The following is a 13849-nucleotide window of genomic DNA, read 5'->3' as shown; positions in this document are numbered from 1 at the left end:
ACATGGAAAATCAGGTCAAGCAAGCATATGAAGCAGCCAAATCATTATATGCCCAGCATGGAATTGATACGGATGAAGTGCTGAAGAAACTCGCGGAGATCAAAGTGTCTGTACACTGTTGGCAAGGGGACGATGTGAAAGGTTTTCTGAATAAAGACGGGGAACTTACGGGCGGAATATCCGTTACAGGTCAATATCCGGGGGCTGCAACGACACCTGCAGAGCTTCGGGCAGATCTGGAGCAAGCCTTCTCGATGATTCCCGGCAAACATAAGGTCAATTTGCATGCCATCTATGCGGATACGGACGAACAAGTGGAGCTGGATCGAATTGAGCCGAAGCATTATGAGAACTGGGTGAAATGGGCCAAAGAACAGGGGCTCGGTCTGGATTTTAATCCAACCTGCTTTTCACATGAAAAATCAAGGGACGGCTTCACGCTAAGTCATTCCGATCCGGAGATTCGCAAGTTCTGGATTGATCATTGCAAAGCATCCCGCCGCATTGGCGCATACTTTGGTGAGCAGCTGGGTCAGACCTGTGTAACCAATGTGTGGGTACCAGACGGGTTCAAGGATAATCCGGTTGATCGGATGACACCGCGGAAGCGGTTGAAAGATTCACTTGATGAAGTGTTTGCCGAGAAGCTTGATCCGAAGTATCATCTGGATGCGGTCGAGAGTAAGCTGTTTGGCCTCGGTTCCGAAGCGTATGTCGTTGGTTCTCATGAATTCTATATGGGATATGGACTGCAAAATGATACGTTAATCTGTCTCGATGCCGGACATTTCCACCCAACGGAAGTCATTTCCAACAAACTGTCTTCACTTGCCCTGTTTACCAACGGCATTCTGCTGCATGTCAGCCGTCCAATGCGTTGGGACAGTGACCATGTTGTCATTATGGATGATGAGTTGCTGGAAATTGCCCGCGAATTGGTACGTCATGATCTGCTTCCAACGACACATATCGGACTCGATTTCTTTGATGGAAGCATCAACCGGGTTGCTGCGTGGGTAGTTGGCACACGCAACACGATTAAAGCACTGCTGCGTGCGATGTTGGAACCTGTGGATGCTCTAAAATCAGCCGAGCTGCAAGGGGATTACACCCTTCGCCTGGCTTTGACAGAAGAGTTTAAGACCTATCCTTTCGGCGCGATCTGGGATTATTATTGCGCCCAGCAGAAGGTACCTGTACGTGAACAGTGGATCGCTGAGATCAAAACCTATGAGCAGGAAGTTTTGCTTCAACGAGATAAATCTTTCGTATAGTATTATGTAGGCCACGGTGGAGAAGTTCTCCGCTGTGGCTTTTTTTGCAGGAAACAGCTCAGAAATGCATAACTGCGGTCAGAATTTCCATACTAAAAATACATAGAAAAATGTAAAGCATCAATGTTATTACTGCAACGCAGAGGAGGATGCATCCGATTTGAATCTCGCCCACAACAAATTGTACATTGCGGCACTTGGCGGTTTGAATGAAATAGGCAAGAACATGTATCTTATCCAATATAATCAGGACATCATTGTCATCGACTGTGGCTCCAAATTCCCGGATGAAACCCTGCCGGGCATTGATCTCATCATTCCAGATGTGACGTATCTGCTGGAAAATCAGGACAAGGTAAGGGCGCTTGTGGTTACTCATGGACATGAAGACCACATTGGCGGCATTCCTTATCTGTTAAAACAAATCAATATCCCGGTGTATGCATCCAGACTGACACGAGGATTAATTGAGCTAAAACTGAAAGAACATGGGCTGCTGCGCAAAGCAGATCTGCATACGGTTGATTCCAAATCCAGCATTACGCTGGGTGGAATTCAGGTTTCATTTTTTGCGACGAGTCACAGCATACCGGATTGCCTGGGTATTTTCTTTCAGACACCTGGGGGAAATGTCGTCCATACCGGGGATTTCAAGTTTGATATGTCACCTGTAAATGGGCCGTATCCCGATCTGCATCGTATGGCCGAGATTGGCAAACAAGGTGTGCATGTGCTGTTGTCCGAGAGCACTAATGCAGAGAGACCCGGGTTCACCCCTTCAGAGCGTGTTGTAGGTGACCATATATTGGATGCGTTTATTCGCGCCAAACAAAAAGTGTTTATTTCAACCTTTGCGTCCAACGTAAGCAGGGTTCAGCAGATTGTAAATGCAGCATTCGAGACGGGACGCAAGCTGGCTCTGCTGGGCAGAAGCATGATTAATGTAGTGTCCGTAGCCAGTGAACTGGGATATCTGGATGTACCTGAGGGGCTGCTCATTGAGGCCATTGATTCGGACCAGTTTCCACCTGATGAGGTCGTTGTGCTCTGTACGGGAAGTCAGGGTGAAACGATGGCTGCTTTATCCCGCTTGGCCGCCTCCAAACATCCACATGTGAAGATCGCACCTGGAGATACCGTTATTATTGCAGCTGGGGCGATCCCGGGGAACGAACGCAATCTTGCGCATGTCATTGATAATCTGTATGTGCTCGGAGCACGTGTCATTTACGGTTCAAGTGGCGCAGCAGGTATGCATGTATCAGGACACGGCAGCCAGGAAGAACTCAAACTGATGCTAACCCTGATGAAGCCTGATTACCTGATTCCAGTTCACGGTGAGTTCCGCATGCTGTATCAGCATAGACAATTGGCGGAGTCCGTAGGGATCGAACGGGATCACGTATTCATCGTGAACAATGGGGATATGATTCAGTACAAAGACGGCGTGGCTTCTCCTGGTCCCAAAATTGCTTCAGGCAACAGTCTGGTCGACGGTCTGATCATGGGCGATGTCGGGAATATCGTGCTGCGTGATCGACGGCAGCTGTCATCTGATGGAATGCTGGTGATTGTCACTACGTTGAGCAAAACAGAGAAACATATGGTGACAGCACCTGAGATTATTTCCAGAGGTTTTGTGTTTGTGAAGGATGCCGAAGAATTCATGAAAGAGATTCATGAGCTGGTTCAGAACAAGATGGATGAGTTAACCGGAAGCGGAGCGAATCAGTGGAATGTGATCAAAAGAAAGCTGAAAGACGAGATCGGTCATTACATTTACGCTCAGACGAAGCGAAGACCGATGATCCTGCCCATTATTATTGAGGTTTGAGTAAGTGGAGCAGAGTCGATGTATAGAGATTAAGATGAGAATTAAAATTAAGATTATGATGTTCAAAAGCCTGAGAAATGTAGGATCATACCGTTTTTCGTATGAACCACACATTTCAGTCAGGCTTTTATTGTTAATTAACCTATTGATCCTTAAGCAATCCAGATTGTCTCACAGAGGAGAGGAACTGATGGAACTGCTCAATGTTTAATTGCTGTGCGCTATCCGAGAGGGCTACCGCCGGATTTGGATGAACCTCAACCATAACACCATCTGCACCTGCTGCAAGAGCTGCCTTGGCACATGGGGCAAGGATATCTTTACGCCCGGTCGAGTGGGTGACGTCCACAAGCACAGGCAAATGGGTTTCCTGTTTCAGAATCGGTACAGCAGAGATGTCTAGTGTGTTTCGTGTTGCTTTTTCATAGGTGCGAATACCGCGTTCAATCAGCATAACCTGTTTGTTTCCCCGGGAGACAACGTACTCCGCAGCATGAACGAATTCATCAATGGTTGCCGCCAAACCACGTTTCAGCAGAATAGGAATCTTAACATCCCCGGCAGCCTTGAGCAGTTCAAAGTTTTGCATGTTACGGGCACCAATCTGGATGACATCAATATACTGGCCAGCCAGTTCAATATGACTTGGATGCACAATCTCACTAATGGTCTTCAATCCGAACTCGTCGGCAACTTCCTTCAGAATTTTCAATCCTTCGATTCCAAGTCCCTGGAAGTCATATGGAGAAGTACGAGGTTTAAATGCTCCTCCGCGCATCACCGTAATGCCGGCTTCTTTCAGTGCTGCTGCGACCTCGCGTACCTGCTCATAACTTTCAACCGAGCATGGGCCAGCAATCATAATGGGTTTGCCTGCGCCAACCTTGACGTTTCCGATGGAAACGACAGTATCTTCTTGCTGATTTTTGCGGCTAACGAGCAGCTGTTTCTTGTGTTCGTCAACCTGAAGGTTCAGGGAAGCCTGGAAAATCTGTTTGAACAGAAGTTTGATGGCATCGTCTTGGAAAGGCCCCGGATTAGCGGCAGTTAGTTCCTCCAGCATTTCTTTTTCGCGAACCGGATCAAACTTGGGTACACCTTGTTTTTCCTTGATTTGACCAATTTCCTGTGTAATTTGGGCACGTTCTGACAACAAGTGCAGGAGGTTATGATTAATTTCACTCAATCGGCCTCTTAATTGTTCCAAGTTCTTGCTTTGATCCATACTGATCTACTCCTTCAATTTAGATTTATGAAAAAACACAAAAAGGCCCTTCATCCGTAAGGGACGAAGAAGCCGTGGTACCACCCTAATTAGAAACGGTCTGCTGATTGAATACAGCTGATCTGTTTCTCACTTTGACCTTTTAACGCAAGGAACGGATTGTCCTAGAAGCTATATCCAAGAGGAGCAGCTCTTCAGCAATCGGCTCGGGAGTGAACTTCGGCGGCGTGTTCCTTTCGGGTGCTCTCAGTCTTTGGCACCGCGTCCCTGTAATGAACGATAACTCCGCGTACTCTTTCCGTCATAGCCTGTATGAATAATGATGTTCTGTTCTGTATTTCATGATGCACGTTATGAATTGAAGTTATACTAGCATCTCATGTTCCTTGTCTGCAAGAAGCTGAATTAATGCCATGCATCAATAACGCTTTACCGTGACGCATTATCCATGTGCTTCCAGTGTTCTGTGAGATTTACTAATGACTTCATGGGAATAGTATTCGCAAGGGTTTGCCATTCGAAGTATAATATAAGGTAATATAAGTGAATTCAAGCGAATGAGAATAAGAGGAGAAGTTATGAATAAAACGATTTCGGATATCGCCCAAATGGCAGGCGTGGCGAAGAGCACAGTCTCTCGTTTCCTGAATGGTGGTTCTGTTAGCGACGATACACGGGAAAAAATTGAGCGCATTATTAAACAATACAATTACGTACCCAATACGTTTGCACAGAGTCTCAAGGCCAAAAAAACCAGTATTATTGGAACGGTTGTTCCTCGTCTGGATTCCTTTGCAACCTCTCAGACATTGATCGGTATCGATGAAGAATTAAGAAATAATCAGTACCAGATGCTGATCGCGAATACGAGCCAGGATATGCAGCGCGAGATCGACGCCATATATGACTTTGCCAGACAGAAGGTATCCGGTATTATTCTGCTTGCCGCAGAAGTGACGGATGCACATCTGAAAGCTGTTGAAGACATCGGAATTCCGGTGCTATTGGTAGGACAGCAGCATGAACAACTGCACAGTCTGGTTCATAATGATGATCAGGCAGGGTATGAGATGGGTAAACATGTTGTGGAAAAGGGCCACCGGAAAATTGTCTATATTGGCGTTACCGAGAGAGATCAGGCGGTGGGTATCCATCGCAAACAGGGGTTCAAGCGTGCGATCGACGAATGTGGCGGATGTGATGTGACGTATTATGAGACAAGTTTCAAAATGTCCGAGGCGATCATTACCGCAGAAGCGATTTTGAAAGAAAGCAAACCGACCATTATTGTGGGCGCAACAGATAACATCGCACTGGGTGTGATGAAGATTGCTTTTTCCAATAAGATACAAATTCCTCAGGAATTATCGGTTACCGGATTTGGCGGTTATGAAATTACCGAGATGATTCATCCTACACTAACGACAGTAAAATATCATTATTTTGAGGCAGGTCAAGTGGCGGCCCAGCACATTATTCGTCTGGTAAAAGGCGAGCCAGTGGAGCAGTGCACGATCCTTGATGTGGAGATTATTCCACGAGAAAGCGTTGACAAGATATAAATGAATCCTTTATGATAATTCCATCGAACCGGTTCCACACCAGATGTCCACTACGGATATGGGAACACGGTGGCAGGCGAAAAGCCATATGGAATTATTTTTTTGAGTTTGTTGGAACCGGTTCCTCTGATTTGGGTTTTACTTTTAGCTAGGATGGAGAACACTTTTTATGAAAATGACTAGAGAGCAACGCTACAGACGAATCGAGCAGGCAGAGCCTGGAGAAATAGGCAAGCTGGAAGCTTTGATCTCTGCTTGTCCATGGAGACAGCATTACCATATCCAGCCGATAACCGGACTGCTTAATGATCCTAACGGATTCTCCTATTACCAGGGATATTATCATCTGTTCTATCAGTGGTTCCCGCTCGGCACCGAGCATGGAATGAAGTATTGGTACCATACCCGTTCAACGGATCTGGTGCATTGGGAAGAAGTCGGAATCGGAATCCAGCCGGGCGACACATATGATTCACACGGGGCATATTCGGGCAGTGCTATTGAAAAAGATGGCCAACTCCATCTGCTATACACGGGCAATACAAGAGATGAGGACTGGATCAGACATCCGTATCAGTGTCTGGCGATTATGGATGAAAGCGGTTCAATAACCAAAGTGCATCAACCTGTGATCACAGAAGTACCTTCTGGCTACACGGAACATTTCAGAGACCCCAAGGTTTGGCAGCAGGGTGACACGTATTATTGTGTGATTGGAGCACAGCGTGTAGATGAAACGGGATGCACGGTATTATATCGCTCGTCAGATCTCAAAAACTGGACGTTTCTTGGTGAGATTCATACTGGGCTACCTAACTTTGGCTACATGTGGGAGTGCCCCGATTATCTGGAGATGCAGGGTCAAGGTGTACTGATCTTTTCGCCACAAGGAATAGAGAGTCATGAAGATGAGTATCAGAATATTTTTCAGTCGGGCTATCTGATTGGCGAACCACTGGATCTTCAGACAAGGCAATTCGAACATGGTTCATTTCATGAGATGGATCGGGGATTCGACTTTTATGCCCCACAGACGATGCAGGCGTCGGATGGAAGACGAATTTTGGTGGGCTGGATGGGACTTCCCGATTTGGAGTATCCGACAGATAAGAGTGGATGGGCACATTGCCTGACGATTCCGCGGCAGTTGTCACTCCGGGAGGGGAAGTTAATTCAGCAGCCAGTCTCTGAAATGGTGAAGCTGCGTGGGGATTCTGAGGGGAATCATATGGAATTCACAATGAATCATGAGACTCGGTCTTTCGCAGACTTTGCTGGATTGGCTTATGAATTGGAATGTGAGATCCGTGATTTTGACGCAGAGGTTGTAGGCATTGAATTGCGGGCGAGTGTAGAGGAGAAAACCGTGTTGCAGTATGATCGGTTGGCACAGAAAGTAACCCTGGATCGCTCGCAGTCAGGCGCCACACTCGCGGATCAGAACGGGAATGTACGGCGCTGCGCATTGGATGCAGACGTGCTGAAGTTCCATATCTTTGTGGATTCTTCTTCTGTTGAGATCTTTGTCAACGATGGAGAAGAGGTATTCACAAGCCGTATCTTTCCAAGCAAGGATAGTACGGAGATTCGCTTCTTTGCACTTGGAGGTAAGGCAGGATTTAAGGCATCAAAATGGGATTATTAGATATAACGTGAGAGGAATGAAGGACCATGTCGGATAATCAGCAGATTGCCCAGGACGTTATTCGTGCCATCGGGGGCAAAGAAAATATCGCATCATTTGCACACTGTGCAACACGTCTTCGGATCATGGTGAATGACAAGGACAAGATCGATCAGAAGCAGGTCGAGAACATCGACAAAGTTAAAGGAGCCTTTTTCAACTCTGGCCAGTATCAGATCATTTTTGGAACAGGAACGGTGAACCGGATATTTGAAGAGGTCGAGAAGCTGGGCATCGAAGGGTCTTCCAAGGAAGATGTGAAGAGTCAGGGCAAGAAGGAAGGCAATGCTTTTCAACGGGTCATTCGCACGTTCGGTGATGTTTTTGTACCAATTATCCCTGTGCTGGTAGCAACGGGGCTGTTCATGGGTTTGCGAGGGCTGCTCACTCAAAATGAAATTTTATCACTTTTTGGTGCAACACCGGAGGACATTTCACCCAATTTCCTCTTATTTACTCAGATCCTGACGGACACAGCATTTGCATTTCTGCCTGCACTCGTAGCCTGGTCTGCATTCCGTGTGTTTGGCGGGAGTCCGGTTCTCGGCATCGTTTTGGGTCTGATGCTTGTGAATCCGGCGCTGCCGAATGCATACGCTGTGGCCGATGGATCAGCACAACCGCTGCACATGTTCGGATTCATCCCGGTAGTCGGATATCAGGGTTCCGTGCTGCCTGCGTTCTTCGTCGGATTGATCGGAGCGAAGTTTGAGAAGCTTCTGAGAAGACGCGTACCAGAGGCGCTTGACTTAATTCTTACCCCTTTTATTACACTGACGGTTATGATTACGCTGGGCCTCTTCGCAATTGGTCCGGTATTCCATTCTCTTGAGGAGTGGGTGCTGCATGGAACGACAGCCGTATTGGGACTTCCATTTGGTATTGCGGGCATTATTATTGGTTTCTTCCATCAAATTATTGTTGTTACCGGTGTACATCACATCTTTAACTTTCTGGAGATTCAATTGCTGGAGAAAACGGGCTTTAATCCGTTCAACGCGATTATTACATGTGCAATGGCTGCGCAAGGAGCAGCTTGTCTAGCAGTGGGGTTGAAGACCAAAAATACAAAGCTGAAAGCACTCGCACTGCCTTCGTCATTCTCTGCATTTCTAGGGATTACTGAACCTGCAATCTTCGGGGTTAACTTGCGATACATGAAACCGTTCATCATGGGTCTCGTCGGAGGCGCTGTCGGTGGATTTATCGCATCTTTGTTCCATTTGCAAGGTACAGGTATGGCAGTGACGGTTATTCCGGGCACGCTGCTGTATTTGAATAGCCAATTGCCTTTGTACATTTTGTCCAATGTGGTAGCAATGGGAATTGCATTTGTACTTACCTGGTTCTTCGGATATAAGGATCAGCCGGTTGCGGAGGAAGTTCCGAGCAATGCAGGAGAAGAGAGCAAGTCGGAAGTTCTGTCGCAAAAATCGAACTCATCTGCCAGCCAGGCCGTTAACCATCGCACCAAGGTAGATATATTGGAAATTGCATCACCGATCACTGGTACAGCTGTTGCTTTGGAGCAGGTTCCTGATCCTGCATTCTCGGAAAAGCATATGGGAGAAGGGATCGCTATCGAGCCTTCTGAGGGCAAAGTATTTGCACCTTTTGATGGTGTCATCGCTCATGTGATGAATAAGAGCAAACATGCGGTAATCCTGGAACATGAAACCGGTGTTCAAATGCTTGTGCATATTGGGATTAATACCGTTGGACTGAAGGGGGAGGGTTTTACCGCATATGTGAATAGCGGAGACACCGTAACCGCAGGACAACTGTTGATTGAATTTGACATGGAAGCGATCCAGGCTGCCGGGCTGCCATTGATTACACCTGTGCTCATCCCGAATGGGAATGATAGGATCGAACAGGTGATGGCAACTATGACAGGCCCAGTTCAAGCTAATGGAGAAGCACTAATCGTTGTGAAATTTACTGAACCACAATAAGCGTAAACTTTTGAACAAGACAGGTCGGAAAATGCAAAGAGACCCGGTGTATATCACCAGGGTTTCTTTGCACTTTTATGTATCTTTTCTACTTAACGGAGGTGTCAAAAAGAATAATACGTCAGCGCGTATTGCATCAGAAAGGCACGAATTTCTTCCCGGTTTAACATCACATCAGATGTGCTGCCTTGCTCCAGGTTGAGAAGCAAATTGCTGACGGCTTCATGCAGGAACAGCATGCGTTCATTTCCCCACAGCTCTTGATGCTGCTGGATAAATTGCGTGACCTGCGACAGCTCCATACCTTTTAACACTCTGAACACCGAAGCCCATTTTACCAGATCAGAGGGATGGGAGCCTATAGGCAATTCAAATTCGGCAAAACCATGAACATTCCCGCATGAGATTTTGAACAATCCGCAGTAACAGGATGAATGTTCCCGCGCTATGAAGGGTAATTTTCGCATATCGTACCGAATAATCTCCATGGAACTAATTCGGGTATCAACACGAATCTCCGTTCGAATTTCCACATCACAATCTGCAATCACACGCTCCAACCTCCATAGGCAAAATCACCTTATCGTTTCTATTGTTTTTGTTATCCTGCCGATTATATTACGACTGAACACAGCTCAAGTAAAATCTACCGGAATGGATATACGCCTGATTTTCCGATTATTGGTTTGGAATTCATACATGTAAGCGATTAACAAGAGATATATCTTCGTTTTGGACTCGAATAACTCGATTTTTTCTTCCGTTCATGACAGACCGAGTAACATGCCGCATGACAGCGTAAAGAGGAGATTAGTCAAGAAATCCTCACCTGGATTGTCTGGAATCGATCAGAACGGTGCAGAAATCGAATACCGTTCAATTGCAGAGATGTAGACAGAGGACTATGATTCGCACATAACGTACTCCAGATGGCATTTGCAGGATCTGATGTGAAGGCGAGGTTGGCGGCAATGGATGAAGCAATGATGGTGGTTTCGACAGGACACGGTGCGGCGGGAATGAATTTTGTGGATGTATTACTGAAGAGGGGATTTGCAGTTGTCGTGCTTGTACACAGTGAAGAAGAGGGGGAACAACTTCAATCTCTTGGTGCAGTTACTGTGCGTTACATTCAGGAAATGACAGACCGTAACCAGCTTCCGCTTGAATTTGTAGTAAAAAGCGCCTTTGTATTCGAAAATAGCTTGCCGCAGTGCTGTCAGGACATTGAGCTGTGTCGCAGCTTGTGTCCGCAACAACTCTATGTCGTTTCCAACAACAGGGCTCCTGTTGGGCTTGTTTATAAAGATCTGGGAGCAACATATGTCATTCACAGCCGGAGTGGAGATGTTTCATTTTTAGTGTAGTATGGCAAAAGCAAAAAAACAGGACGGCGAAGTTAACCTGATAACGGATCGCCGTCTTCATTCATGACTATAGGCCAGCGTGTCGTTTCAATCGTTCTGCAATCTGAATCAGATCCTCTGGGGATACACCAGGTGCGAACTCTTCCGGCAGATCGGGAAGTTCAGGGATGGCTCCACTGTGACCCGGCAAGCCGGCAAAGGCTTCAAGTTTACCGCCATCGATTGGATGTTCTCCTTTCCAGATCTGAGCAATGCGCTGATAGTCCTTGTCACTAAAGGTATAGAGTCTACGGTGCTCACCCATGGCTTCCCATTTGCGCGTTGTATCAAACACCTTATTGTCCAGCCGCGGAATAGGAAATAACTTGGTTACATCGACTCCAGTCGCTATTTCCAGTGCCTTGGCATAAGCCAAAATATGTACGCCTCCACGCACGAGCAAATATCCTGTCATCTCCCTGGCTGTTGGATGATCAGTCATCTCGTAAACTCTCATCTTGTGGGTTCGCGCCCCGCATTCGAGGAAGAAGTTATGCAGCAGATCAAAGATCAGATTACCACTGCTAACGACATAAGAACCATTCCAAGGTCTACCCATGGAATCGTATGGAAGCGCCGTTTGAGCGGATTCGATAAAGTGTGAAGTCATACGAGCGTCCTTGCCAATGCGCAATGGTGTGGAGTCGGGATCACCTGGTGAAGTTGAGCCAACAAGCATCAGGTTAATGGTATTGGCGACAAGTTCAACGTGGCCGAATTCTTCAGCCGTAATGCTAGCCACGATGTCATAGAAGGGGCGCAGCTTCGACTTTCCTCTGAAATTAAAAGACTGAAACAAGTAATTGTTCAACGTTGACATTTCCCCAAACTTGCCACCTAACAGTTCCTGTACCGCGCTAGCTCCATTGGGATCCGGATTATTGGATAGTGGTAGTTCGATAGCAAGACGGTCTACCCGTTTAAACATTACATTTCCTCCTCAAGCCAAATTACTGTAAAGGTATGAGAGGTTACTTGTACGTTATTCGGGGATTCCAATTTAATAATCTGTTTTGATCATAGAAACATAAAGAACGTTCTGTCAGAGCTTGTGCTCTGAACAGAACGTTTAGCATTAATAATATAAAAACGATATTTAAATTATGAAGAGATTCCTACTACACTGGAACCATTCTTCGTAATTTTGTACGTAATGACGTCTCCGCTCCAGAAGTGGAACTTGAGAATGACTTCGCCATTATTTGTTTCGTTGAAGAAGTTTTGTTTCAGTTCAATGACGTTGCTACTATAATTCGGACTGAAAGCGTAGGAAAATTCTTTGAATGAAGTCCAGTTTTGCGGACCCGCGTTTCCGCCACTTGTATAAGTGGCTTCCATGGTGGCCAGCTGATTGCCATTAAAAGTAGTCGGAATCGCAAACGAGCTCGTTGTGCCCGTTACATTGCTCAGTTTAGGTGTATCATATTTGATGATATTCAGGTTCCAGTTTGCGCCTTTGTTGAATTTGACGGTCAACTTGGCATTAACCCCAAGATTGCCGGAAGTGGTCAGTCTGGTTAACAGGCTTGATTTTAACGTAAGCACATCACCGTTGATCGTGTAATCTGTACCTTGAACAAGGGTAGTGCTGCCATTAGCAAGAGAACTAAATGTATTGCCATTGAGATTCAGTTTTACGGTTTTATCCTGGATTGCAGCACCTTTTTTCAGATAAACCAGATCGGATTCAGCTGTGGAGGAACGACCTGTCCAACTTGCTTTCATTGTGTTATACAGATCCTGATCAGACCATGTGAAGCTGGTACGGCCGAAATGCTGTCCATTATCCCATAACATGGTGGTCATCTGTTTCTGACGCAGGTATTGGCCGATAAATTCGAAGAATTTCAGCTTCTCACCTTGCTCGATGACACCTGTGTGCTGATCAAAACCGAGCAAGCCATACTCACCGACGATAACCGGAATACCTTTGGCTGTGAATGCATTGTAGACTCGGTCAAATGTATCGGTAATATCCTGTTGCACTTCAGCATTATATTTGGTGTACCCTGCGATATTCACGCTGAATGGCCAGAAACCATAGTAGTGAACGGTAGCGATAATGTTAGGGTCATTCAATTTTGCGATTGTCTGGGATAATGCATCGAGATCTGGTTGAGCGGAAGAGGTATGCATCGTTGGGAGAACCAATGGACGTGTTGCATTGTTACCGCCGGATGCTCTCACGATGTTATGAAAAGATACATTCAACTCTTCCAGCAAAGCGTATGCTGTAGCGGTATTCGTTGTACCACCTTCGGTGAAGCGTGGTTCATTTACACTTTCGAACATCAGCTTAGTGGATGAGTTTTTGAATTTGTTTGCAATTTGAGTCCAGGCAGAGTTGTAACGAGCAAGAACATTGGCATGGTCATTCTCCATATAGCTGATCCACTGCCATGAATCGTGATGGATATTAATCATGACATATAGATTGGCATCCAGGGCCCAGTTTACAACCTGTTGAACGCGATTCATGTAAGCGGTATCAATAGTGTAGTTGGGTGCTCCTCCTATATGAGCTTGCCAGGTCACTGGAATACGAATGCTTTTGTAGCCTTGATTGGCGATATTTTGAATCAGTTGCTGAGTGATCAGCGGGTTTCCCCAGGCCGTTTCATCTGCACCAACAGCGTCCAGCGAGTTACCCAGATTCCAGCCCGGCTCCATCGCAGTAACATAGGACTGAATATTGGTTGGAGCAGCGGCGGTTGCATTTGCCTGAATCGAGTCATCTGAAGCAGCAGAAGCGATGGCTGATGAGAACAGGGATAGGATCATTGCCGTTACGATAGTGAGCGAGAGGGCCGATTTGCGGTTTTTGTTCATTAACATATTCTCCTTTGTAAATATAATTGTTGAACTAAAAATATAGCGCTTACAAAATTGGCGATTTAAGTTCAGCATAG

General features: G+C 46.1%; 10 protein-coding genes. 6 read left to right on the top strand and 4 right to left on the bottom strand.

The window, feature by feature from the left end:
• The first annotated feature begins 2 nt into the window (after positions 1-2).
• Together rhaA and CS562_RS06855 are read left to right on the top strand one after the other, a co-directional pair.
• Positions 3-1274, top strand: coding sequence for an L-rhamnose isomerase (gene rhaA, locus CS562_RS06860; RefSeq protein WP_099854539.1), 1272 nt, complete (start codon positions 3-5; stop codon positions 1272-1274).
• A 160-nt stretch (positions 1275-1434) separates the two neighbouring features.
• Positions 1435-3108: a ribonuclease J gene (locus CS562_RS06855; protein WP_099854537.1), complete on the top strand. Its 1674-nt coding sequence runs from the start codon at positions 1435-1437 to the stop codon at positions 3106-3108.
• Positions 3109-3250: 142 nt separating this feature from the next.
• On the opposite strand, the gene CS562_RS06850 is transcribed toward CS562_RS06855, so the two are convergent.
• A complete protein-coding gene (locus CS562_RS06850; protein ID WP_076291089.1) occupies positions 3251-4333 on the bottom strand; it encodes a bifunctional 3-deoxy-7-phosphoheptulonate synthase/chorismate mutase in 1083 nt (360 codons plus the stop codon).
• 578 nt (positions 4334-4911) lie between these two features.
• On the opposite strand from CS562_RS06850, the gene CS562_RS06845 reads away from it, so the two are divergent.
• The 3 genes from CS562_RS06845 to CS562_RS06835 all read left to right on the top strand — a co-directional run bounded on the left by CS562_RS06845 (position 4912) and on the right by CS562_RS06835 (position 9534).
• Positions 4912-5895, top strand: coding sequence for a LacI family DNA-binding transcriptional regulator (locus tag CS562_RS06845; protein ID WP_099854535.1), 984 nt, complete (start codon positions 4912-4914; stop codon positions 5893-5895).
• 169 nt (positions 5896-6064) lie between these two features.
• On the top strand, positions 6065-7540 hold the full coding sequence (locus CS562_RS06840; protein ID WP_099854533.1) for a glycoside hydrolase family 32 protein: 1476 nt from the start codon (positions 6065-6067) through the stop codon (positions 7538-7540).
• A 26-nt stretch (positions 7541-7566) separates the two neighbouring features.
• Entirely contained in the window at positions 7567-9534 is a 1968-nt protein-coding gene (locus tag CS562_RS06835) for a sucrose-specific PTS transporter subunit IIBC (RefSeq protein ID WP_099854531.1), read from the top strand.
• Between the two features lie 104 nt (positions 9535-9638).
• Here CS562_RS06835 and CS562_RS06830 read toward each other — a convergent pair whose 3' ends face one another.
• Positions 9639-10085: a hypothetical protein gene (locus tag CS562_RS06830; protein WP_099854528.1), complete on the bottom strand. Its 447-nt coding sequence runs from the start codon at positions 10083-10085 to the stop codon at positions 9639-9641.
• Positions 10086-10505: 420 nt separating this feature from the next.
• Here CS562_RS06830 and CS562_RS06825 point away from each other — a divergent pair, with 420 nt between their 5' ends.
• Positions 10506-10901, top strand: a complete 396-nt coding sequence (locus CS562_RS06825; protein ID WP_218966725.1) for a hypothetical protein — start codon at positions 10506-10508, stop codon at positions 10899-10901.
• Positions 10902-10968: 67 nt separating this feature from the next.
• On the opposite strand, the gene CS562_RS06820 is transcribed toward CS562_RS06825, so the two are convergent.
• Together CS562_RS06820 and CS562_RS06815 are read right to left on the bottom strand one after the other, a co-directional pair.
• Positions 10969-11868, bottom strand: coding sequence for a manganese catalase family protein (locus tag CS562_RS06820; protein ID WP_076291095.1), 900 nt, complete (start codon positions 11866-11868; stop codon positions 10969-10971).
• A 173-nt stretch (positions 11869-12041) separates the two neighbouring features.
• The gene (locus CS562_RS06815; RefSeq protein WP_083679057.1) at positions 12042-13769 is read right to left on the bottom strand and encodes a cellulase family glycosylhydrolase; all 1728 of its coding nucleotides are present in this window, start codon (positions 13767-13769) and stop codon (positions 12042-12044) included.
• Positions 13770-13849: the final 80 nt, after the last annotated feature.

This window comes from Paenibacillus sp. LK1, from assembly GCF_002750415.1.
GTDB classification, from domain to species: domain Bacteria; phylum Bacillota; class Bacilli; order Paenibacillales; family Paenibacillaceae; genus Paenibacillus; species Paenibacillus taichungensis.
The sequence above is the reverse complement of the archived record's forward strand: the minus strand, read 5'-3'. Positions and strand labels throughout refer to the sequence as shown.

Coding starts and splice junctions, on each gene's coding strand:
- CS562_RS06820 (WP_076291095.1), bottom strand. CDS start 11,868: ATGTTTAAACGGGTAGACCGTCTTGCTATCGAACTACCACTATCCAAT.
- CS562_RS06825 (WP_218966725.1), top strand. CDS start 10,506: ATGGATGAAGCAATGATGGTGGTTTCGACAGGACACGGTGCGGCGGGA.
- CS562_RS06845 (WP_099854535.1), top strand. CDS start 4,912: ATGAATAAAACGATTTCGGATATCGCCCAAATGGCAGGCGTGGCGAAG.
- CS562_RS06850 (WP_076291089.1), bottom strand. CDS start 4,333: ATGGATCAAAGCAAGAACTTGGAACAATTAAGAGGCCGATTGAGTGAA.
- CS562_RS06835 (WP_099854531.1), top strand. CDS start 7,567: ATGTCGGATAATCAGCAGATTGCCCAGGACGTTATTCGTGCCATCGGG.
- rhaA (WP_099854539.1), top strand. CDS start 3: ATGGAAAATCAGGTCAAGCAAGCATATGAAGCAGCCAAATCATTATAT.
- CS562_RS06840 (WP_099854533.1), top strand. CDS start 6,065: ATGAAAATGACTAGAGAGCAACGCTACAGACGAATCGAGCAGGCAGAG.
- CS562_RS06815 (WP_083679057.1), bottom strand. CDS start 13,769: ATGAACAAAAACCGCAAATCGGCCCTCTCGCTCACTATCGTAACGGCA.